This is a genomic window from Sporanaerobacter acetigenes DSM 13106, from assembly GCF_900130025.1.
Taxonomy (GTDB): Bacteria; Bacillota; Clostridia; order Tissierellales; family Sporanaerobacteraceae; genus Sporanaerobacter; species Sporanaerobacter acetigenes.
On record NZ_FQXR01000005.1, the window covers coordinates 1 to 23,632 of the forward strand.

The window sequence follows — 23,632 nt, forward strand, 5'->3', positions numbered from 1 at the left end:
CACTATCTTCTATAGATGAATTAGATACTAAAACAAAGTATGCAATATATAAAATGGAACAAGGAGATTTCCAACCATTAATATATGACACTACATTAAATTTTACAAAATACACATTTGATGATATAAGATTAGCATATAGAGAATGCATGCCAAGTGAATTGCATTCCCTAAGAAGAAGTTTATATGAAGAAGATGAAAAAAATATGATGTAATTTTTAAAAATCTTTCGCATATTATGAGAATTGTTTTAATACAAAATGGAATAGATTGTTTAGATTATCATGACGTATATACAAAATTTGCTTCATTATATAATTTACCAGAATTTGATACGGAACAGTTTATTAGGGGTAAAAACAAATCACAAATATTTAATTATGCAAATATTATTGTTGATATGATATCAAAGCCAATTAATATAAAGGAGAATAAAGATATGGAAGGTAATAATAAAAGAATAACTTCTAGAGGTTTATTAATTATACAAGATGAAAGTGGAAAAGAAAAAGAATGTTTAGCTTTAGTTCACAGATTAAAACTAAGTAAAACTAATCCAGAAATAATTGATGATTTTTTTGTAGTTCCAGGTGGTGGTGTAGAAGAAGGAGAAAAGGTTGAAGAAACAGCAGTTCGTGAGATACAAGAAGAGTTAGGAATACAAGCGGAAACGATTCGATTATTGTATACTCAAGAAAACGAAACAAATATACATAACTATTTTCTTTGTAAATATGTTGATGGAAAATTTGGAAATGGCATTGGTCCAGAATTCACGGATCCTGAACATATCAAAAAAGGAGGGCATTATATCCCGACACTGATTCCATTAACAGAAATATATAATACAAATTTAGTACCAAGTGAGTTAAAAAATGCTTTACAAGTTGATTTAGCTTTAACAGGATTTAATATAGAGAATATTAAATATAGGGATATATCAAAAACTTAAGAACAAGAAAGAGATAGGTAAAATATAATATCCATGAACGCAGCCCACCGGCTGTGGCGATGGCTTTTGCGCTTTCTCAGGTTTTGGGCGCTGGAAGCAGTTTTTCAGTAAGCCCTAAGTAGTGTCAATTGAATAAAGAAGAACTGGAGATGCTTAATAACCTATACCATCAAAGAGGGGATGAGTGCTTCCTATAACTTTACGGCTTTCTCCCTGATTGCACGGATACACTCCTCGTAGTAAACAGCAATCGCTGCCGGATACATTGCCATGAGCTCATCGGACAGTGCATCAAGTTCCTCGTCCGTGATTGCCACAGTGCGCTTGACAGCGGCTATCATACCGCTTCTCATTTCTTCTGGGTCAAGGTTAAATTCACGAGCGAGCCCCGGTACATTGAAATTCTCCTTTTCGGTGAACCTCTTGAACTGCTGCAGCGGTGAACGAAGAAGATCGACCATTGTGCCTTCTCCCACTCTGAGGATGAGTCCCATGTCCACGATGTTGAATCCCTCTGAGAAATCGTAGGAGTAGATGTGCTCGTCGGTACGGCTCAACTGGATCATGTCATCAAGCCGGAGCACAAGGCACAGCGCGAACTGAGCAATCAGATCTGGCTTCAATTTCTCCGGCACATCTTCCTTTTTGAATCCGCGAAGCCCGTCAATGTATTCGAGTGCGACGGCGTATTTTGATGCAAACGCTCTGTTGGGACTGAGAAGATACGCCTTCGGTGCCGGTGCGCCAATTCTTTCCGCAAGCCAGCAGGCGACATATTCGTTGGCGGCGTTGTGGGGATATGTGTGTTTTACAAGGAACCTTCTGCCTGTGGTTTTATGTGTGGCAATGAGGAGCGGTCCCGACATGCCGACGGTGAATCCCGGTCGATTGATAACCCGACCGTCCGTGTATGGCTCATATTTGAATTCAGATGAATCGATCATAACTACTTCCTTAACGATATTCAATAAATAGGGTCTACTGAAAAAGTCCCGATTTTTACCTTAGCCTAAAAATGCCTTAATATTATTCAGTTTTCATCCATTACCACCGCTATATTCCAACTTTAGGCGCAATAAAGGATATGCCCTTATATATAGTACAACAGATACCAGGACCCAAAATGGGCACTTTAGAAGTAGCAACCCTTGATTATGGGGGTATTACGGATTAGAAAAAAGTGAAAATCCAAACCTCAGATTGCAACATTAGCAGATTTCATGTGAGAAATATTAAATATTCACAACATATACGTGTTTTTCAGTAGGCCCTAAATAAAGATAACGAGCAACAGGTTATGAATCTTCATGACTTTGCTGCTCGTTTTTTATTCAACAATTCACTTTCCAGTATCCAGCTTTATTGGAGCCTACACGTTTGAGCAATTTAAGTCCCTTTAGCTTTTTGATGGCTCTTTCCACAGTTCCAGCGCCAATTCCAATGGAAGCGGCGATTGTCGGTTTCGTTGCGCGGGGATTCGTCTTAAGGAATTGCAGCATTCTTTTTTCCGTTTCAGAAAGAGTTATCGCTCCATTTATCACTCCATTGTTTGGAGCGATAATGTCCGGGCCGACGGTGGCGGTCGCAACTTCAGACAACGGGATCGTAATGCGGAACACATCTCCCTCGACAAACTGCGGTTCCCCACCGGAATACATCTTCGTATATTTGTAAGTGTTTCTCATGCCTGAGCCGAGTTCGTCAGCCAGACCGATTTCGCGGAAAACCTTTGATATCGGTGGATTCTTCGGGAACGGCTCAAATGTTGCAAGACTCAATGCCCCGTGACCCGTGCGAAAGGTTTGCATTTTCTGTGTATATGCGATTCCTCTCAATGACAAGTTTCGCAACATACGCATTTGAGAAATCACGATGAGCGAGAAGGTTGGAAACGATCTCACGCAGAATATTGTCCCTTGCGCTGACACTTTGGATTCCATCCAAATGGAAAGTATCATTCAAGTGCTTTCTGCCAAACGCCATCAGTCGATCATAGCTTTCAATGAGATTGGTGATGACCACATCACGGTCATCATAGCGGTCGGTGTTGAATATACGGAAGATGGCATCTGTCTTATGCTGCGGCAAAACGGACATGATTGTATTGTCGGTTCCGAAGAGTAGAATTGCGGCAATCGTAACGCCTTCTTTCTGCGTGTGCTCATCGGTAAGAATCAGTCCTGCGCTGCGCAACAAAGCCTCATCCGACATGGAACGCCATGGGTGCTCTTTTTCACGGATACGAGTCATGTTTCTTGCCCGCTCAATCAGGTCGGGGCGGAGTGCATCCATTCCAAAGCCTGTGACCTTATTCACGAAATAACTGCCGCTTTTCCGCGCATATAATTGATACACCTCGTCCGAATGATGGGTAATGTCAATATCAGACTCGTGGTTACGATCATAGATGCGGCTGTTACACCGGCAAACATCATGTGAAACCGGCACACGGATATAAAGGATGCGCTTTCCGTCCGCCTCATATTCAACAGTGTAAATGTCAACTCAAAAATGTACATTTTGAGATTCTAAAAATTGTACATTTTTGAGGTTCTTCCTCATAATCGGTTATTATGCTACAGTTCATCACATGATATAATATAGATGGGTGATAATAATGACAATGAAATCTAAACTAATCAAAGATATGTTTCCAGGCTATTTGGAGGAAATTAACGTTGATACCGCTGAAGATAAAATAACAATATACTTTAATAGTAAGAGAAACACATGCAACTGCCCATCTTGTAATACAGCATCTTCTATTGTATCTACTTACTTTACTAGAAAGATACAAGATTTAAATATTATAGAGAAACCTTTATTTTTAGTAATTAGACTTGCAAAATATAGATGTGAAAATCCAGATTGTAGTACAAAAATATTTAGTGAAAATATAAATGAATTTGCTGAAACAAAGGCTCGAAGAACCAATAGATTAAATGAATTATTAACTAAATTTTCTTTAACGCAAAGTGCTGAAGCTGCTGCTAGAAGATGTAATGATATAAATATAAAGGTGTCTGGAGATACTCTCTTGAGGCTTTCTAAGAAATATGAACACCTAATTAATAAAGAATATATTCAATCTATTGGAATCGATGATTTTGCCTTTAAAAAAACATCATTATGGAACAGTTATAGTAAATTTAGATACTGGAAAAATAATTGATATATTAGATACTAGAGATCCAGATGAAATCCAGAAAGCATTATCTGAATATCCAAATCTCCACACTATTTCCAGAGATAGAGGTTATTCTTATAAAGTAGTATCTAAGGAATGTGATCATATAGCAGATAGATTTCATTTGATTATGAATTTAAGTGAAGCCATATCAAAAGAAATAAAAAGTAAAATCCCTATGTATATTAATATCACCAAAGAACGAAATGAGATAATAAGCATAGATAGCAAAGATGTTAAGATAGAATACACAGATAAGCAGAAGGAAAAACAAAAATTAATATTAGAAATAAAAAAGGAATCCGCTAAAGGAAAATCTGATAGAAGTATTGCAAAGGAGTATGGGATAGATAGAAGGACAGTAGCAAAATATATTAATGTTACTGATGTAGAAGGTTCCAGTGTTTATAATACTAGCAACAGAAATTATAGTTATCTTGACTCCTATAAAGATGAGATAACGAAATTGTATTCTCTTAACCAAAATGCTTCTGAGGTCTATAGGATCCTTAAAGGAAGAGAAATAAGTCTAACATATTCAAATCTTAAACATTATATCTCAAAAATAAAAGATTCTGATATGATAAAAGAAAACAATGGGATTAAATGTCAAGGGATTGAGAAAATAAGTAGAAGTCAGGTCATTAAATATATATTTAATTGGAAGTACAATGAGGAGATAACTATTTACATTGATGAAATACTTGAAATATATCCATTATTAAAGCTATATAAAATGTTTTATCAAAGGTTTAGAGAATATTTAATAAACCTAAACACCCTATGCTTTGTAAATTTAATAAATTCTAAATATGAAGATAGCTGTATAAATAAATTTATAGCACCTTTGAAAACAGATTTGGAAGCGGTAATAAATGCAGCATCATATGGGATAAGCAATGGTATAACTGAAGGAAGTGTAAACAAGATTAAACAAATAAAAAGGGATATGTATGGTAGAGCAAGCTATGAGCTATTAAGAAAGAAAGTCATATATCAATCCTTATTTTCTTGATGGAATTAACCGATTATGAGGAAGAACCATTTTTGAGTTGACATTTACAAATATATGACATATCTATTTGGATTCTAGACTACCTATAAGGAATTGAAATCTATCTATGAATATGAAATGTTTTAGAGATAAATGAGTAAAAATGACAGTGTTTGAATATATGTGGATGTTGCAAAAAATTCTTGATATAATAAAATTGGAAAAATAATATAAGGAACATATGGAGATGATACTTTGACAATTAAATTTGGAATGCCTACATTGATAGGAAAAAGGAGTATTTTAGGAAATGTTTTTTTGTGCAAGGAACTTGGATTGGATTTTATTGAGCTTAATATGAATTTGCCTTATTGTATGCCTAATAGCAATACATCTTATGAATTGTTGAAAATTCGAAAAGAATATGGTATAGAATTTACTTTACATTTTCCTGAAGATATTGATTTTGGCTGTTTTTATGAAGAAATAAGGCAGGCAAATATTAGATTATTTAAAAATATTGCTACATGGGGAGCTGAGTTTGGAGTTAAAAAAATAAATATTCATTTGAATCCGGGAATATATTTTACATTGCCAGATGAAAAAATATTTGTATATGAAAAAAATAGTGAATTATTTATGGAAAACCTTATAGATTCCTTAAGTCAAATAGTCCAAATTGCAAAACCCTTAGGAATATTAGTGTGCATTGAAAATATGCAAATAAAAGGATTTGTTGAAGAGACTTTTAAAAAATTAGCTAGTGTACCGGATGTTTATTTTACATGGGATGTAGGGCATGATGCTATGTGGGGATACAAAATAGAAAAGATATACACAAAATATCCACACAAAGTTAAGCATATGCATCTACATGATTATAATGGGAAAAGTGATCATCAGCCACTTTTTACAGGAGAAATTCCATTGGAGGAAAGATTAAGATTTGCTTACGAAAATAATTTGACTGTAGTCATAGAAACTAAAACTGAATCAGTTTTGAAGCAATCAGTGGAATTATTGCGTCTAAAGCATTTATAGGAACACAAGGGGACACAGGAGTGAACCGTCCCCTTGTGTTTCTTGTGTTTTAGTATTCTTTATCTATTGTTATGATGCAGTTATATTGTGGGCTATTCTTTTTTATGGCATTGGAAATATCAAGTTTTATGTCTTCCTCTGTAATGTCTTTACTCAATTTGTTTCCATCTACCACAATGTCGAATATGAGATTTTTTTTATCTCCTTTTCCAACTATTCTAAAATCATGCATAGATTTTATTGTTGTATTGCCTTTGATTATTTTTTCTACTTCATTTCTAGCTTCTACAATTTCTTTTGTATCCATACAAATAGGATCCATGTGAATCACCAAATGCAATTCGAGTTTTTTACTGAGTTCTCTTTCCGCTTTGTCAATTACTTCATGAATAGCCATTACATTAACGTTTGAAGGAAATTCTGCATGGATTGAAGCCATAGTTCTTCCAGGACCATAGTTGTGAATGATTAAGTCGTGGACACCAGTTATATATTCATATGAGAGTACGCCATTCTTTATGGAATTTATAAGTTCTTCGCTAGGAGCTTCACCAATCAAAGGATTTATAGTTTCTTTTACTAGATTGAATCCTGCATAGAGTATGGCAATAGCTACTAAAACTCCTATGTACCCGTCAATGGGTATATCAGTGAATAAGGATGCCAACAAAGATATTGCTACTACAGAGGTAGTGAAAACATCACCTAAAGCATCTGTAGAGGTAGCTTTAAGAGCAGATGAAGAAATTTTGTCTCCCAGTTTTTTATTGAATATACTTAGCCAAACCTTAAAGAGGATTGAAACCAACAAAATGATAAAAGGTATCCATTCAAATACTACAGCTTGAGGATTCATGATACGATTGATAGAAGTCTTTATAAATTGAAATCCTACCAACATGACCATAAAAGCAACAATCAAAGCAGATAAGTATTCTATTCTGCCATGACCATAAGGATGTTCTTTGTCAGGTGGTAAACTTGAGAGTTTAAATCCTACAATTGTAATAATAGAAGAAGCTGCATCGGATAGATTGTTAAATGCATCTGCCAAAACAGCTATTGAGGAGACTATAATCCCTATAGTCAATTTAATTATAAATAGAATCAAGTTGACTATAATTCCAACTATTCCAGCTAGATAGCCAACTTTACCTCTAACTACATTATCCGAAAAATCAGTATTTCCCTTTGTTGCAAATTTCAATAAAAAATCTGTTATCATAAAGTACCCTCCAAATTATTATGATCAATATTACAACAATTATATCATATTTTTATGTAAATGAATCTCATTGAATAATTCATGAAAATATATAAGGATTTATAAGTTTTGCCTATGATATGTACAGTGTTCATCAAATATATCAATATTGCTAATTTTGTCGGATTTTCATGATATAATTTTAATGCTTTGAAGTACATAAATTAAAGGAGGAGTTGTTTATGAAAAATAAAACATATGTAGCGATTGTGTTAGTATTAGCTTTATTTATCATTCAAGCTATACCAGCTTTTGCTAGTGACAATGCAAAGTCAAACAAAACTAAACTAATTGTGGATGGACAAGAAGTTGATGTAAATGCTTTCATTCTTGATGGGACAACTTATGCACCTTTACGTTATATGGTTGAACAATTTGGTGGAAATGTAGAATACAAGGATGGAAAGGTTTATGTAAACAAGGGCAAAACTACAGAGAAAAAAGCACCTGTTAAAGTTACAACTTTAATAGAAAATTCCAATGCTTCACATCCTGAATTAGATAATGAATTTGGTATTTCTATGTACATTGAAACAGAAGATGGAAACATCCTATTTGATACAGCTAAAACAGGAAAGTTTCTTGAAAATGCAAAGAAATTAAATATTGATATGAGTAAAACTGATTACATGATTTTAAGCCATGAACATTATGACCACTGTGGTGGCGTGAAGCCTTTTTATGAGAATGTTAAACCAAACAATTGTACTTTTTGTGTAAAGGATAGCTTCTTTAAATATCCAGGCAAATATCATTATCAAGAAAAACCTGGTCCAAAGCTTGATTTTACAGATGGAACTCCAGGACATACTGCTATAGGTATAGATTTTGATGAAGCATATTTAAAGGGAAAAGGTGTAAAAATTGAGTATATTGATGTAGATGAATATAAACTTAATGATCAGATAACTATTTTCTCAAATTTTGATAGAAATTATGAAAAACTAAATACTTCAATGCAAGTTAAAACAGCTGAAGGATATAAAACAGACGAATTTGTAGAAGAGGTAGCAATAGCTATTGATACAAACAAGGGAATTGTTATATTAACAGGATGTTCTCACAATGGGATCATGAATATAGTAGATACTATACATAGGAGAACGGGCAAGAATATATATGCTGTTATAGGTAGAACTCATTTAATAGATGCAGATGAAGCACGAATAGAAAAAACAATTCAATACTTTAGAGATTTAGGAGTTGAAAAAGTAGGAGTATCCCACTGTACAGGGCCAAAAGCAATAGAAATGTTTCAAAGGATAGCTCCAGATATGAGTTTTGTTAATAGTACAGGAACAGTTTTAGAATTTAAATAGAAATTAAGGGGTTGTTGCCTTTTTAAAGGCAACAACCCCTTAATTTTTTTGTGGATGAAGTTGTTATAATTTGATATAATTATATTAAAGTATAAGAAGAACTTTAGTTGAAGAGGGGGCGGAATAAAATGAAAAAAATAAGTTGGAGCATGATTGTATTGTTGATGGCCTTATGGATATTTGGAGGATTTAGTTCAGAGGTTGTGGCGGATAGCCAAATTAAATTAGTACTAGATGAGAAAGATGTTACTTCGCTGGGAATGCCAATAGTTGAAAATGACAAGGTTCTTGTACCAATTGAGAGTATTGCAAAAAAACTTGGAGCGAAGGTTGTTTTAAATGACAAAGATAATACGATTAAAATTGAGAAAAATGGGAAATTAACTATTTTAAAAATTAACAGTCATTTGGTACTATATCAAAATCAAGAAAAAACTTATGATTTAAGTGATATACCTACCAAACGTATAAATAATCGTGTTTTTGTATCTCTTGATTTATGTAGAAATGTATTAGGGGTAGGAGTTGAGTGGGATAAAGACAATAAAATTGTTCGAATTGATTCCAGCAAAAAAGAAGATATAAGACCGTTTTCTGATGTAAAGATTTTATCTGTAGAAACTGGGCAAACTATAACTGGGAAAACCAGTCTTAAAATTTCACTGTCTGAAGATGGTTTAAATAATGCTAAAGAGATAAAATATCTTCTTTTGGATCCACAAACAGCTAAGGGATTTGTAGTGGCCAGAGGGAAGGATTTAACTGCTACATACAATTGGCTACCTGATTTACAGGAAAAAGGGGAACGAATTCTTGTAGCTGGTATATATGATGGAAATGGAAACTTTTTAGCAGGAGATGCTATCTTGGTAAATTTGGATGTTGTTCCTGAAGTGTATCTAACTGGAATTGAGGAAGGTAAAATACTAGATGATACAGTATCTATTGGTACAGATGCCAATTTTGTAGCTTCTTATGTGAAATATGAAATAACTAATTTAGATACAGGAAAGAAAACTTTATCAGCAGAATCTGATCCACAAGGAATGTATAAATGGACTCCAATGATTAAGGAAAATGGGAATTATTCCTTTAGAGCAATTGCCTATGACAGTCTTGACAATTCATATAGTAGCGAAACAATAACTGTAAAAATTGAAGTTCAACAAAAATTAGAATTAGGAGGAGTATCTGAAGGGCAAACCATAGATAAGCCGGTTGTATTGTCAACTCTAAGAAATTTTGATGTCAGTGAAACTGAATACGTTTTAAGAGATTTAAATACAGGCAAAGAAGAAAGTTTAAAGAAATTTGGCTATGGAAATTACAGATGGTTTCCAGAACCTGAATACTCAGGTCCTAAAGAGCTTTTAGTTAGAGTTAAGGATACTAAAGAAAGAACTCATGAAAGTGAAGGTATAAAGGTCAATGTAAAGGGAGAACCCAAAATACTTTTAGAAGGGGTAGGTCCAAAACAAGTTCTGACAAAAGATGTTCAGTTAAAAATTACAAGCAATGTGAAATTGGATAGTGTAGATTATATTCTCATCAAATCAAATACAGGTCAAAAAAAGATTATTGCTTCAAAGCAAAGTCCTTCAGCCATTTGTACTTATACTCCAGTTCAAAAAGATGCAGGAAATTGGAGCATGAAGGCCATAGGAATGTATGATGGGAAAAAGATTGAAAGTGAAGAAATCCCTATTAGAGTGTATTTAGGTAAAATATATGGTCCTAAACCTATAATTGAAAAGGATAAATTTATGGGTCTTGCATCTGACTTAGCGAAAAAATCTTGGGAAAAGACAGGAATGTCAGCTGCACTACAGACAGCTCAAGCTATTCTTGAAACAGGTTGGGGGCAAAGTGCTCCTGTAGATAAATACAGTGGGAAAAAATCTTTAAATCTCTTTGGAATAAAGGGCAAGGGAACAGCAGGTTCTGTCACATCAAATACATGGGAAGTATATAATGGGAAAACTTTTCGTGTTGATGCAAGCTTTAGAGCCTACAATAATGTAGGTGAAAGCTGGGCAGATCATAAGGATTTGTTGCTTAAGGGAGATAGATATGAGCTTTTTAGAGAAGTAATGCACAATTCTACAGAAGGGGCTTGGGCATTAAAAAGAGCAGGATATGCAACAGATCCCCAGTATGCATTGAAATTAATGAAATTGATAAAATTATACAATTTGCAAGAACTCGACAAGATAGGAATTTAAAAAAGAACCGGCTAAGTTAATAAACTTGCCGGTTCTTTTTTAAAAATTTTTTGTTTTATCACATAACTAACACATAAATTACTTATGATATAATCATATAAATATTGAACAGAGGAGGTTTTTTAATGTTCAAAATTTTAGTTGTAGATGATGAAGAAAAGATTCGCGAAGTTATTAGTGAATATGCTGAATTTGAAGGAAATACAGTAGTTCAAGCAAGAGACGGTATGGAAGCAATAAATTTATGCAGAAAAGAAGATTTTGATGTTATTATAATGGATATTATGATGCCAAAACTTGATGGTTTTTCTGCCTATAAAGAGATACGAAAGATGAAAGATATACCAGTACTTATGCTTTCTGCTAGAGGAGAAGAATACGATAAGCTTTTTGGTTTTGAAATAGGAATTGATGATTATGTAGTTAAACCTTTTTCTCCTAAAGAGGTAATGGCTAGATTAAATGTGATAGTTAGTAGAAATTCCGGTAAAAAGATTGACCCAAAACTCAAATTTAATGGTTTGGAAATTAATATAGCAGGTAGAAATGTTTGTGTAGATGGAGTAGAGATAGAGATGACCCCTAAGGAATATGATTTGTTATTTTATCTAGTAAAAAATAAAAATGTTGCACTTTCAAGAGAGCAAATTTTGAATGAAGTTTGGGGATATGATTTTTTTGGTGATGATAGGACTGTTGATACACATATAAAAATGATTAGAAATAGTCTTGGAAAATATAGAGATTATATTGTAACTTTACGTGGGTTTGGATATAAGTTCGAATATAGAGAATAAATTCAAAAGTGGTGAATAAATTGAAAAAATGGACAAATAGTAAAAGCTTAAAATCTAAGCTTTGGATATATTTCGTATTATTCACAGCAATTATAATGACTATATTATGGCTATTACAAATAGTATTTTTAAATACTTATTATAAATCTATGAAGACTAAAGAAATAAAAAAAATTGGAAGTGCACTAGTTTCAGAATATGGCAAAGATAATTTTGAAGATATAATATACAGCACTTCATTTAAAAGAGGAATAATAATTCAAATTTTAAATGAAAGAGGAGAGTTAGTATTGCCATCAATTGGTTTTGGAGAACCTGGACCGCCAAGAGTAAATCCAATGGATACATCAATATTTATTAAAAAGCTTTTAGAAAGTGAAGATGGTGAAATATTATATACTGTTGATAATACAAAGTTAAGAGCACCTACTGTAATTTATGGTGCGATATTAAGTGCAGAAAATGGTGAAAAGCTATATTTATATATAAATGGTCTACTGGATCCTATAGATTCTACAACTTCAGTTTTAAAAAATCAATTAATAATAGTAACTATAATGTCTTCGATATTGGCTGTTGGTCTTTCATTTATCATTGCTTCAAAAGTATCCAAACCCATAACACAAATAACAGATGCTGCTTCAGCTTTAGCTAAGGGAGACTATGACGTTACCTTTGAAGGTGGGGATTATACTGAAATAAATCAATTAGCAGAGACTTTAAACTATGCTACAAATGAGCTTTCAAAGACAGAAGAATTGAGAAGAGATTTTATTGCAAATGTTTCTCATGATTTAAAGACCCCTCTAACATTGATAAAATCTTATGCAGAAATGATACGAGATATTTCTGGTAATATACCTGAAAAACGAAATTCTCATGTAAAGGTTATTATTGATGAGTCAGATAGATTGACTGAATTGGTAAATGACATACTGAATTTATCTAAACTTCAATCAGGAATTGATCAAATAGAATGTAATACCTTTGATCTTGGGAAAACCACTGAGAGTATTCTAAAAAAATTCAAAATTCTTACAGAAAGATATGGTTATACTTTTAATTTTAATTGTGATGATAATACATTAGTAATTGGTGATGAAAAGAAAATTGAACAGACAATTTATAACTTAGTTAGCAATTCAGTATATTATACTGGGGAAGATAAATTTGTGACTATTAATATAAAAAATTTAGGAGAATATGTTCAATTTGAAGTAGAAGATACAGGGAAAGGTATACCTAAAGAAGAAATAAATCTTGTATGGGATAGGTATTATAAATCAGGTAAAACTCATAAGCGTGCAGCAATGGGAACTGGACTGGGTCTTTCCATTGTCAAAGGAATACTAATGGCACATAATGTAAATTTTGGCATAGATAGCACTGTAGGCGAGGGAAGTAAATTTTGGTTTCAACTTAGAACTAAATAAATGCAAAAGGAAGACAAGCAAATTCTTGTCTTCTTTAATTTTCACTTGATTTTCCAGCAAATATCATTAAATTATCACAAAAGAAAAGTAGTATTTAGATGTAGAAAAAATTTAAGGGGTGATGAAGATTAAATTTAGACATGAATATAAAACTCATATTAATTTGGGGGATTATTACATTATACGAAGTAAAGTAAAACAAATAATGAAATTAGATAAACATGCAAAGGAAAATAGTCAATATTCTATAAGAAGCATATATTTTGACGACTTAAATGATACTGCATTGTTTGAGAAAATATTTGGAGTAAATCGGAGAGAAAAATTTAGAATTAGATTTTATAATGGAGACACATCCTTTATCCGTTTAGAAAAGAAGATGAAGAACAATGGACTTACTTCAAAATTGAATACTAGACTAACTAAAGATGAATGTATAAAGATTATAAGTGGAGAGATAGATTGGCTAAAATATAGTGATAAAGAGCTATTGAATGAACTTTATATTAAGATGAAAAATGGATTATATAGACCTAAAACCATAGTAGATTATATACGTGAAGCATATATTTATCCAATAGGCAATGTGCGCGTGACTTTTGATAGTTCCATTCGGAGTGGACTTTTTTCAACTGATATATTTGATGAAAGATTACCTACTATGGAAGTTTTAGAACCTAATAAATTAATTTTAGAAGTGAAATATGATGAATTTTTACCAGATATAATAGCTGATATTATTCAAACCGGCGAAAGAAAACCTAAAGCAGCATCCAAATATGCTCTTTGTAGAACTTTTGGATAGATATGAGTAAGGAGATGAAATTGTGAATAGTTTAAATGATATTTTTCAATTAAATTTATTTGATAATATAGACCAAGTATCAATTTTAGACATGTTGGTAGCACTGGGACTTGCTTTTGCATTAGGACTTTTTATTAGAATTGTGTATAAGAAGACTTTTAAAGGTGTTATGTACTCCGAAAGTTTTGGAGTGTCTCTTATGGTATTGACTTTAATATCGACACTAATTATTTTAGCTACAACATCAAAGATTATATTATCTTTAAAAATGGTAGGTGCACTTTCAGTTATTCGTTTTAGAACTGCAATAAAAGAACCACTTGATACGGCCTTTTTGTTTTGGGCAATTTCTGTTGGTGTAATTTTAGGTGGAGGACTTATACCAATTGCACTTTTGGGCTCGGTGATTATTGGCATAACAATGCTATTATTTGTAAATAGAAAACCAAATGAAACCTCTTATATTGTTGTCGTAAATTGTAGGGATGATGAATGTGAAGATGGTGTTTTATCTGTAATTAACGACAAAGTAGAAAAATATGCAATAAAATCTAAAACTGTCTCAAGGGAAAGTGGATTTGAGCTTACTGTCGAAATAAGGCTTAAAGAAATGAAAACCAATTTTATAAATGATTTATATAAAATAAATGGAGTCTCCAATGTAGTCATGGTAAGCTATAATGGTGACTATATGGGATAAAGCTTTAAGAAAGAGTGGTGCTGAATAATGATAAAGGAAAAATATATAACTCCCGTAGCCATAATTTCTATAATGTTGTGTGTATTTTTAATATTAGCTTATCCAATTATAAATCCAAATACTAAAAAAAATACGCTAGAGATATCACAGCCAGAATATATAGATAAACTTTTCGATAAGAGTCAGGTAAATGAGATTGATATTACTGTTAACGAGAAAGATTGGGAAGGACTCCTAGAAAATGCTATAGAAAAAGAATATATCATAGGTGATATAAATATAAATGGTGAAAAATTTTCAAGTGTTGGAATTAGACCAAAAGGAAACTCCAGTTTAAAAATGGTTGCGGGTGACAATACTACTAATCGCTATAGTTTTAAAATTGATTTTCACGAATATATAAAAGGACAAACTTATTATGGACTTGAGAAGTTGGCACTTAATAATTGTATTTCTGATGCTACTTATATGAAGGAGTATATATCCTATGAAATGTTTTCAAATATGGGTATAGCAACTCCAGCTTGTTCTTATGCTCATATAAAAATAAATGGTGAGGAATGGGGATTATATTTAGCAATTGAAGTAATGGAAGAAAGTTTTATAGAAAGATGTTTTGGTAGTGCAGATGGGAACCTTTATAAACCAGAAAGTACAAAAACAGGTGGAAACCCAGGCGCTAGTAGTGGAACAAGTTTGGTTTATAATGGTGATGATTTATCTAATTATGATGGTATTTTTGATAATGTGGTATTTAGTACCACGAATAGAAAAGATAATGAGAAAGTTATAGAAATGATTAAAAATCTCAATGAAGGTACCAATTTAGAAAGATACCTAGATGTAGATGAGGTATTAAAATACTTTGCAGTCAATACCTTTCTTGTAAATCTTGATAGTTATGCGGGCAATTTAAAACATAACTACTATTTATATGAAAGAAATGGGATGTTTCAAATACTGCCTTGGGATTTAAATCTATCTTTTGCGGGTTATCAAGTGAGGGATGGACAATCTGCCGTAAATTTTCCAATTGATGAACCTGTAAGTGATACTATGGAAAATAGTCCACTTATATCTAAATTATTAGAAGTAGAAGAATATAAAAAAACTTATCATGAATATCTAAGTATGATAGTTACGGATTATATAGAATCTGGTGAATATGAAGAGACAATAGATAAGGTAAATAAATTAATAAATGATTATGTAAAAGATGATTCCACTGCATTTTATACCTACGAAGAATATCAAAATTCAATATCAGTTCTTAAACAACTTGGCGTTGATAGGGGAAAGAGTATAGAAGCTCAGCTCAAAGGTCAGCAACCATCTACAAGCTATGGAACTATTGAAACAACTGTTGATTTGTCAGTACTTGGTTCTATGGGGAGACCAAGAGAAAATATCTCTCCAGGACAAAAAACATTTGATAATGGAGCTCAGAATGAAGATGAATTTAAGTTAAAAGAAAATGTGCCTAGAGAAGAACCAAAGGGTGAAATTAAAAAGGATGATACAAAAAAACAGATGTTGATAATATCGTTTATAAGTATTTTGATTTTATTATTGGCTTTAGTGTTTGCATATAAATTTAAAAGCTGGTTAAGTTGATAAACTTGCCAGCTTTATTTCCCCCTTTACTAATATGGGAAAATAGCATAAAATATTATAAAATGTAAAGTTAAGAAATTTTATAAGGAAGGATGCCAATGGAGAAAAATTTTATTAAGCTAAAGGATATCAAAAAAATTTATAAGATGGGTGAGATTGAAATAAAGGCCCTGGATAGTATATCTTTTTCCATAGACAAGGGAGAATTTGTAGTGGTAGTAGGGCCTAGTGGTGCTGGCAAAAGTACAGTATTAAATATTTTAGGTGGTATGGATTCACCAACTAGTGGTGAACTAATAGTTGGTGACAATGAAATAAGTGAGTATTCATCAAGAGAATTAACTACCTACAGAAGATATGATATAGGCTTTGTTTTTCAGTTTTACAATCTAGTTCAAAATCTTACTGCACTGGAAAATATAGAATTGGCAACTGAAATATGTAAAGATCCTCTTGAACCATATAAGGTATTGGAACAAGTAGGACTTAAAGACAGAAAGGACAATTTTCCGAGTCAACTGTCAGGTGGAGAACAGCAGAGAGTAGCCATAGCTAGAGCCCTTGCTAAAAATCCCAAATTGCTATTATGTGATGAACCTACAGGTGCATTAGATTACAATACAGGAAAATCGGTGCTTAAATTGTTACAGGATACAAGTAGAGACAATGGAATGACAGTAGTAGTAGTTACCCACAATCTAGCTATTGCACCTATGGCAGATAAGATAATAAAGATAAAAAACGGAAAGGTAGAATCAGAAGAAATAAATAAAAATCCTATTCCAGTAGAAAGGATAGAGTGGTAAAAATGAAAAACACTCTGCTTAAGGATACCTTTAGGGCAATAGGAAATACATTGGGAAGATTTTTGGCTATATTTGCTATAGTTGCTTTGGGAGTGGGTTTTTTTGCAGGCATAAAGGCCACGGCACCAGATATGAAAATTACAGCAGATAAATATTTTGATGACTACAATTTGATGGACATTTGGCTTATATCTACGAAAGGATTTGATGAAAAAGATATAGAGGCTATAGAAAAAGTAGAGGAAATTGATGAAATGTCCCTTAGCTATTCAATAGACGTTTTAGCTGATGACGGAGAAAATATCAGAGTATTGAAACTATTGTCAATACCTGAAAATATAGAGGACAACAACTCCTATATGAATAATATAAATTTAGTAAAAGGGAGATATCCTGAAAATTCTGGAGAATGTCTAGCTGAAAGTGGAAGTATGACAACAGAGTCCTTATCTATAGGGAACAAAATAAAGCTATATTCAGGTACAGATGAAGATATTTCAGGAAATTTAAAAAAAGATGAATATACTGTAGTGGGACTTGTTGAAAGCCCTCTTTATATTTCCTTTGAAAGGGGAACTAGCACTATTGGCAATGGGAAAATAGAGAGCTATATAATGATTCCTGAAGAAAATTTCAAATTGCCAGTATATACTGATATATATTTAACTGTAAAAGATGCCAAAGATGTATTTACCTATAGTGATGAATATGATGATGTACTAGATCCTGTGCAAAAAAATTTAAAGGATGTAGGAAAAACAAGAGAAGAAGAACGCTATGATGAAATACTAGCTGAAGCTAATGAAAAATTAGATGAAGGCAAAAGAGAATTAAAAGAGGGAGAAGAAAAGCAGCAAACTGAATTAAAGAAAGCCGAAGAAGATTTATCTAAAGCAAAAGCAGAAATAGATAAAGGGGAAAGAGATTTAAAAAATAAGGAAAATGAGTTCTATAAAAACATAAGAGATGCAGAGAAAAAATTAAATGATGAAGAAAAGAAATTGAAGCAAGGAGAAGAAGAATACTATAAAAATCTCAAATCTTTCAATGAGATGAAAGCTAAAACAGAAAAAGAATTGAAAGAGGCAGAGCTAAATCAAGTCCTTTCCTCTAAAACTGAATTGGAAAAAGAAAAACAAAAGCTTATTTTGGGAGAACAAGAACTTCAAAATGCTAAAAAAGATATAGATGAAGGTAAAACTAAATTAGAAGAAGAAAGAAAAAGATTAGAGACATCAAAGAAAAAGGCCTTGAAAGAATTTGCTGAAGCCAGAAACAAACTCAACTCTGCCAAGGAAGAATATGAAAGTGGATATGAAGAATATTTAAATGGGAAAAAAGAGTTTGATGAAAAGCTAGATGAAGCTAGAAGAAAAATAGCTAAAGGAGAAAAAGAATTAAAAGAACTTGAAAAACCTAAATGGTATGTATTAAAGAGAAGTGAAACTAGAGATTTTATTGATTATGGTATGGCAGCAGATAGAATAGATGCTATAGCTCAAGTATTTCCACTATTCTTTTTTGTCATAGCAGTATTGGTGTGTTTGACCACTATGACTCGAATGGTCGATGAAGAAAGAGGATATATTGGAAGCCTTAAGGCTATGGGTTATAGCAATATGCATATTGCTTCAAAATACTTGATATATGCAGCTATTGCCAGCATAAGCGGTAGCATATTAGGCTTGTTGATAGGGTTTAAAGTTTTTCCAACAGTTATATTTAATTCTTATAGAATAATGTATATTATGCCTCCTGTTATTACAGAATTCAATATATTCTATGCCCTTATTTCAACAGCTGGGGCAGTTTTTGCCACTACTATGGCAGCATTGGTGGCTTGTTACAATGAATTGAGAGAAACACCAGCTCTTCTTTTAAGACCAAAATCACCTAAAATGGGAAAGAGGATTTTGCTTGAGAGAATAGAATTTATCTGGTCTAGATTGAAGTTTACCCAAAAAGTTACAGCTAGAAATTTATTCAGGTACAAGAAACGTTTCTTTATGACTATAGTTGGTATAAGTGGATGTACTGCTTTACTTATAGCTGGATTTGGATTGAAAGATTCCATAGTGTCCATTGCTGTTAAACAATTTGATGAAATATATAAATATCAAATGACATTAGAGCTTAAGGATGGTCTAAGCAAAGGACAAACAAATGAAGTTTTAGGTTTTTTAAAGGAAGATTCAAAGATTAAAGACTACATGCTTATGAAGGAACAAGTAGTAGATATTGGAAAAGGGGATGTAGAAAAAACTGCAAATTTGATAGTACCAGAAAATTGGGATAAAATTGACAATTTCATTATCTTGAGGAATCGAATCACGGGAGATAAAATTTCCATACCAGAAGATGGAGTAGTGTTGACAGAAAAGATGGCAAAACTTCTCAAAGTAGACGTTGGGGATGAAATATATATAAAAGTTGAAGAAGACAAAAAGGCAAAAGTGGAAATTGCAGGAATCACGGAAAATTATTCTTTCCACTATATATACATGTCACCTCATTTGTATGAAAAAGTATTTGAAAAAGATGTAGAGTTTCAAAAGATATTGGCCAAGACAACAGGTACTGACAAAGCTTTTGAAGATAAAATTTCCAAAGAAATCTTGAAATATGGAGATGTATCTTCTATAAATTTTATAACTGGTATAAGTAAAAGTTTTAAAGATATGATAGGAAGTTTGAATTATGTGGTTTTGGTTTTGATATTTTCTGCAGGAGCTTTAGCTTTTGTAGTACTGTACAATTTGACAAATATAAATATAAGTGAAAGAATCAGAGAAATTGCCACTATCAAAGTACTAGGATTTTATGATGAGGAAGTTTCCAAATATGTTTATAGAGAAAATGCCATTCTGACTATAATTGGAACAGCTGTGGGACTTGTTTTGGGAGTATTTTTACATAAGTTCATAATTCTCACGGGAGAGACAGAATTCATCATGTTTGGCAGGAAAATAAGGTTTGTAAGTTTTGTATATTCAGCCATTTTGACTATATTCTTTTCACTTTTAGTTAATTTTGTTATGTACTTTAAACTGAAGAAGATAGATATGGTAGAATCTTTAAAATCCATAGATTAAAGAAAACAGGAGAAGTTTTGATTAAGAAACTTCTCCTGTTTTTTTTGGTATTTCTATATAGAAAGAAACCCCTATTTTTTCATTTTGAGCCCAGATATGAGTATTATGCAAATTTAATATTCTCTTTACAATGACCAATCCAAGACCAAATTCGCCTTTATATCCTTTGTTGAATTCACTAAAAAGCGAACCTATTATTTCTTTTTCAATATTTGGACCATCATTCCAGAATTTAAGGAGAGTTTCTTCCTTGCTTTTTTCTTTTAATGAGATGAGTATTTGACTATTTGCATACCGAATTTGATTATCCAACAGATTTTCTATGACTACCCGCCATTGTTCTGTATCTCCTTTGATGCTTATTTGTGATAAATCTAAATCCCAATCTAATTCAGGTCTGTTTAAATACAATCTGTCTACTACATCTTTAATGAGATTGTCTAGAGCGAAAGTTTCGCTGGATAGTTCATGATTCGCTAAATAATCAAGTTTCGTCAAATAAAGCAGATTTTTTATATGCTTTTCCAACCGCTCTGCCTCCTCATCTATGATTTCTACAGAACAATCCAAATCTCCTTTTGGATAAATGCCATCCCTAATAGCTTGTGAATAGCTACGAATGACCATAACAGGAGTTTTGAGTTCATGAGATACATGCTGTAAGAAAGATTGCTGCATTTCATCTTGGTAAATCAACTGTTTTCTAAGTTTTTCTATAGACTCACCTAAATGCCCTATTTCATCTCCTCTATCCAACTTTACAGCTTCATTCCATTCGTGATTTGCAAGTTTTTCCACACGCTTTTCTAAACTTACCAGAGGATTAGACAAGTATTTAGAAAGTCCTATGGCGGGAATCCAACTTAGAACAAATACTAAAGACATGGTCAATGCCAATTTTTTAAATAAAGTCTGTACCAGATCTTGTCTATAAGAGTCCCACATATAGGAGACTAAAAAAACATCTTGCCCTAAAGATTTACCTTTGGTGATTACATAAAATATCTTTTCATTTCCTACTTTTCCACTATATCTTTGGCTGACGTTTTTTTGAACTTTTATTTCGCCTTTTACTTTATTTAAAAAGTCCATAGAAAGAGGAGAGGAAGTGATCATTTCATTTTCATTATAGACTATAAAATGATTTACAGTTCGGATGTTTTCTAAAGTTTGCCTTGAGTTTTCTAATCCATTAGACTCTAAAAAATCTATAATAGATTCAATGTCGAAACGATTAAACATCAGCCCTTGAGCATTTTCTATAGTTGCATAGATTTCCTTTGTAAAGAAATCCCTTAAAGTCAAAGGCAATAGTATAGACAACAATATTGATATACATAGAGTTATTGTAGCAAATACTATCCAAATTTGAATAGATAATGGCAAATTTTTCATTTTCATGATTTTATCATCCTATACCCATATCCATATATGGTTTCAATATTTAAAAGAGGCATTTTTTTTCTGAGTCGTCTTACTAGATCATCTACCACCCTATCTGTTCCAAAATAATCACTTCCCCAAATAGATTGAAGTATTTGTTCTCTGGAAAGGGCTAATCCTATATTTTTTGCGAAATAAACTAACAAATCAAATTCTTTAGAAGTCAAGTCTATTAGTTGATCTTCTAGTTTAACCCATCGACTATTTTCATCTATGATATAGGGAGGAATATTTTGAATTTGAAAATTAGAACCATAAGTACGTTCCAAAAGATTGCGAGTTCTTATGACTAGTTCCCTAGGTAAAAATGGTTTAGGTAAATAATCGTCACTACCAAGTTCTAAACCTAAAACTCTATCTATATCAGCATCTCTTGCAGAAATAAATATTACAGGAATATTTGGATTGCTTAATTTTATTTCCTGTAAAAGCTGATACCCATCTATATCTGGTAGCATAATGTCTAATATCCATAAATCAGGAGGGGTAGACATTGCCTTTTTTGCCTCTTCTCCTGTAAAGAAAGAAGAAATTTGCCAATTTTCTTTTTCTAAATAAGAAGTTAAAACTAAGTTTAAGTTTTTATCATCTTCTACTAAATAAATTTTAAAACCCATACAAAACCACCTCTATAGTGAAATTTCATTTAAATATATTATAACAAAATATTATGTAATAAAAACATGGGACTATAATCAAAAAATTATGTGAAATTGTAAAAAAACATATAGAAAATTTCACAACAAAAACACATTTCATCCATATTTATTTTACAATTCTCTATTAATCTATAACTAGAATAGAAAATTTAAGGAGGTATGAAATATGGATGAAAATAAAAATATTAAACGTAAATTTTTTTCATATTTTGCAGTAGCATTAGTAGCTTCTCTTATTGGAGGGATAATATCTCCAGTGGTTTCAAATCACATATATGGGAAAGGGTCATCGCAAGTTAGTCAAAATAGACAAGAGGTTTATGATACACAAAAGGTATCTAGCATAAGCAATGACAATCCTTCTATAGTATCTGAAGCAGCCAAAAGTGCAATGAATAGTGTAGTAGGTATAACTACAGTAGAAGTTCAAAATTATGGTTTTATGGAGCAAGAAGTAGATGGGGTAGGATCTGGCATAATAGTAGATAGCAATGGTTATATACTTACAAATTCTCATGTAATTGGAGATGGGAATGCAAAAAAGATAACAGTATTGTTTGAAAATGGAGATAAAAAATCTGCCAAAGTTCTATGGTATGACTCTGTTCTTGATTTAGCTATGATTAAAGTAGAAGCAAATAATTTGCCAGTAGCTAAATTGGGAGATTCAGATAAATTGGAAGTAGGAGAAATAGCCATAGCCATAGGAAATCCCTTGGGATTAGAATTTCAAAGAACTGTGACTTCAGGGATTATAAGCGGACTTCATAGGTCCATAAGTGTAGATCAAAATAATACCATAGAAGATTTGATTCAGACCGATGCTTCAATTAATCCTGGAAATAGTGGAGGACCTTTATTAAACAGCAAAGGAGAAGTTATAGGAATAAATACAGCTAAAATAAAATCAGCTGAAGGATTAGGTTTTTCCATACCTGTAAATACAGCAAAGCCAATAATAGAGGAAGTAATTAAAAAAGGAACTTATGAGACAGTCTATATAGGCATAAAAGGAATAGATGTGGAAACCTATGAAAGGCAATTGGGAGTAGATTTGAAAGCTGACAAGGGAGTGATTGTCATTGAAGTAGTTCCAAATTCTCCAGCAAGTAAAGCAAATTTAAGAAGTGGAGATGTAATAACAAAGATTGACAATCAAAATATTGAAAATATGAATCAGCTAAAAAAGACACTTTATAATTATAAAAAAGGTGACAAAGCCAAATTGTCCATTATAAGAAATGGTGAAAATAAACAAATACAAATACAATTTGTGATGCAATAGGATATTCCTATTGCATCGT

At 32.2% G+C, this 23,632-nt stretch carries 21 protein-coding genes; 15 read left to right on the forward strand and 6 right to left on the reverse strand.

What is annotated here, in order from left to right:
* Both BUA21_RS14680 and BUA21_RS05610 read left to right on the forward strand, forming a co-directional pair.
* Nucleotides 1–215, forward strand: a 215-nt coding sequence (locus BUA21_RS14680) for a hypothetical protein (RefSeq protein ID WP_159429090.1), incomplete at its 5' end; no start/stop codon positions are given.
* Nucleotides 216–238: 23 nt separating this feature from the next.
* On the forward strand, nt 239–952 hold the full coding sequence (locus tag BUA21_RS05610; RefSeq protein WP_072743837.1) for an NUDIX domain-containing protein: 714 nt from the start codon (nt 239–241) through the stop codon (nt 950–952).
* Between the two features lie 191 nt (nt 953–1,143).
* Here BUA21_RS05610 and BUA21_RS05615 read toward each other — a convergent pair whose 3' ends face one another.
* From BUA21_RS05615 to BUA21_RS15095, 3 genes are all read right to left on the reverse strand, one after another.
* On the reverse strand, nt 1,144–1,896 hold the full coding sequence (locus BUA21_RS05615; protein WP_072743838.1) for a hypothetical protein: 753 nt from the start codon (nt 1,894–1,896) through the stop codon (nt 1,144–1,146).
* A gap of 387 nt (nt 1,897–2,283) precedes the next feature.
* Nucleotides 2,284–2,730, reverse strand: a complete 447-nt coding sequence (locus tag BUA21_RS15090; protein ID WP_234973682.1) for a winged helix-turn-helix transcriptional regulator — start codon at nt 2,728–2,730, stop codon at nt 2,284–2,286.
* Entirely contained in the window at nt 2,711–3,268 is a 558-nt protein-coding gene (locus BUA21_RS15095; RefSeq protein ID WP_234973683.1) for a hypothetical protein, read from the reverse strand. The genes BUA21_RS15090 and BUA21_RS15095 overlap by 20 nt, the downstream gene beginning before the upstream one ends.
* A gap of 301 nt (nt 3,269–3,569) precedes the next feature.
* On the opposite strand from BUA21_RS15095, the gene BUA21_RS05625 reads away from it, so the two are divergent.
* From BUA21_RS05625 to BUA21_RS05635, 3 genes are all read left to right on the forward strand, one after another.
* The gene (locus tag BUA21_RS05625) at nt 3,570–4,124 is read left to right on the forward strand and encodes a transposase family protein (protein ID WP_072743839.1); all 555 of its coding nucleotides are present in this window, start codon (nt 3,570–3,572) and stop codon (nt 4,122–4,124) included.
* Complete coding sequence (locus tag BUA21_RS05630) at nt 4,054–5,154, forward strand: transposase (protein ID WP_084604171.1); 1,101 nt, start codon at nt 4,054–4,056, stop codon at nt 5,152–5,154. Before BUA21_RS05625 ends, BUA21_RS05630 begins: the two co-directional genes overlap by 71 nt.
* Before the next feature lie 234 nt (nt 5,155–5,388).
* Nucleotides 5,389–6,174, forward strand: a complete 786-nt coding sequence (locus BUA21_RS05635) for a sugar phosphate isomerase/epimerase family protein (RefSeq protein ID WP_072743841.1) — start codon at nt 5,389–5,391, stop codon at nt 6,172–6,174.
* 49 nt (nt 6,175–6,223) lie between these two features.
* Here the strand turns inward: BUA21_RS05635 and BUA21_RS05640 are convergent, their stop codons facing one another.
* Nucleotides 6,224–7,399, reverse strand: a complete 1,176-nt coding sequence (locus tag BUA21_RS05640; RefSeq protein ID WP_072743842.1) for a cation diffusion facilitator family transporter — start codon at nt 7,397–7,399, stop codon at nt 6,224–6,226.
* A 221-nt stretch (nt 7,400–7,620) separates the two neighbouring features.
* Between BUA21_RS05640 and BUA21_RS05650 the strand changes: the two genes are divergently transcribed.
* The 9 genes from BUA21_RS05650 to BUA21_RS05690 all read left to right on the forward strand — a co-directional run bounded on the left by BUA21_RS05650 (nt 7,621) and on the right by BUA21_RS05690 (nt 20,226).
* On the forward strand, nt 7,621–8,757 hold the full coding sequence (locus tag BUA21_RS05650) for an MBL fold metallo-hydrolase (protein ID WP_084604172.1): 1,137 nt from the start codon (nt 7,621–7,623) through the stop codon (nt 8,755–8,757).
* Between the two features lie 128 nt (nt 8,758–8,885).
* Nucleotides 8,886–10,979 (forward strand): glucosaminidase domain-containing protein, encoded by a 2,094-nt coding sequence (locus BUA21_RS05655; protein WP_072743843.1) that lies wholly within the window; start codon nt 8,886–8,888, stop codon nt 10,977–10,979.
* 125 nt (nt 10,980–11,104) lie between these two features.
* The gene (locus BUA21_RS05660; protein WP_072743844.1) at nt 11,105–11,776 is read left to right on the forward strand and encodes a response regulator transcription factor; all 672 of its coding nucleotides are present in this window, start codon (nt 11,105–11,107) and stop codon (nt 11,774–11,776) included.
* 95 nt (nt 11,777–11,871) lie between these two features.
* Nucleotides 11,872–13,209, forward strand: coding sequence for a sensor histidine kinase (locus BUA21_RS05665; RefSeq protein WP_143147139.1), 1,338 nt, complete (start codon nt 11,872–11,874; stop codon nt 13,207–13,209).
* A gap of 121 nt (nt 13,210–13,330) precedes the next feature.
* Nucleotides 13,331–14,014 (forward strand): polyphosphate polymerase domain-containing protein, encoded by a 684-nt coding sequence (locus tag BUA21_RS05670; protein ID WP_199228886.1) that lies wholly within the window; start codon nt 13,331–13,333, stop codon nt 14,012–14,014.
* 22 nt (nt 14,015–14,036) lie between these two features.
* A complete protein-coding gene (locus BUA21_RS05675) occupies nt 14,037–14,714 on the forward strand; it encodes a DUF4956 domain-containing protein (RefSeq protein WP_199228884.1) in 678 nt (225 codons plus the stop codon).
* A gap of 27 nt (nt 14,715–14,741) precedes the next feature.
* Entirely contained in the window at nt 14,742–16,328 is a 1,587-nt protein-coding gene (locus BUA21_RS05680; RefSeq protein ID WP_072743848.1) for a CotH kinase family protein, read from the forward strand.
* 98 nt (nt 16,329–16,426) lie between these two features.
* Nucleotides 16,427–17,134: an ABC transporter ATP-binding protein gene (locus BUA21_RS05685; protein ID WP_072743849.1), complete on the forward strand. Its 708-nt coding sequence runs from the start codon at nt 16,427–16,429 to the stop codon at nt 17,132–17,134.
* Nucleotides 17,135–17,136: 2 nt separating this feature from the next.
* Entirely contained in the window at nt 17,137–20,226 is a 3,090-nt protein-coding gene (locus tag BUA21_RS05690; RefSeq protein WP_072743850.1) for an FtsX-like permease family protein, read from the forward strand.
* A 21-nt stretch (nt 20,227–20,247) separates the two neighbouring features.
* Here BUA21_RS05690 and BUA21_RS05695 read toward each other — a convergent pair whose 3' ends face one another.
* Both BUA21_RS05695 and BUA21_RS05700 read right to left on the reverse strand, forming a co-directional pair.
* The gene (locus BUA21_RS05695) at nt 20,248–21,627 is read right to left on the reverse strand and encodes a sensor histidine kinase (protein ID WP_199228882.1); all 1,380 of its coding nucleotides are present in this window, start codon (nt 21,625–21,627) and stop codon (nt 20,248–20,250) included.
* Nucleotides 21,624–22,286 carry a response regulator transcription factor gene (locus BUA21_RS05700; protein ID WP_072743851.1) on the reverse strand — a complete coding sequence of 221 codons (663 nt, stop codon included), beginning with the start codon at nt 22,284–22,286 and terminating at the stop codon, nt 21,624–21,626. The genes BUA21_RS05695 and BUA21_RS05700 overlap by 4 nt, the downstream gene beginning before the upstream one ends.
* A gap of 208 nt (nt 22,287–22,494) precedes the next feature.
* Here BUA21_RS05700 and htrA point away from each other — a divergent pair, with 208 nt between their 5' ends.
* Complete coding sequence (gene htrA / locus BUA21_RS05705) at nt 22,495–23,613, forward strand: serine protease HtrA (RefSeq protein ID WP_072743852.1); 1,119 nt, start codon at nt 22,495–22,497, stop codon at nt 23,611–23,613.
* Nucleotides 23,614–23,632 lie beyond the last annotated feature (19 nt).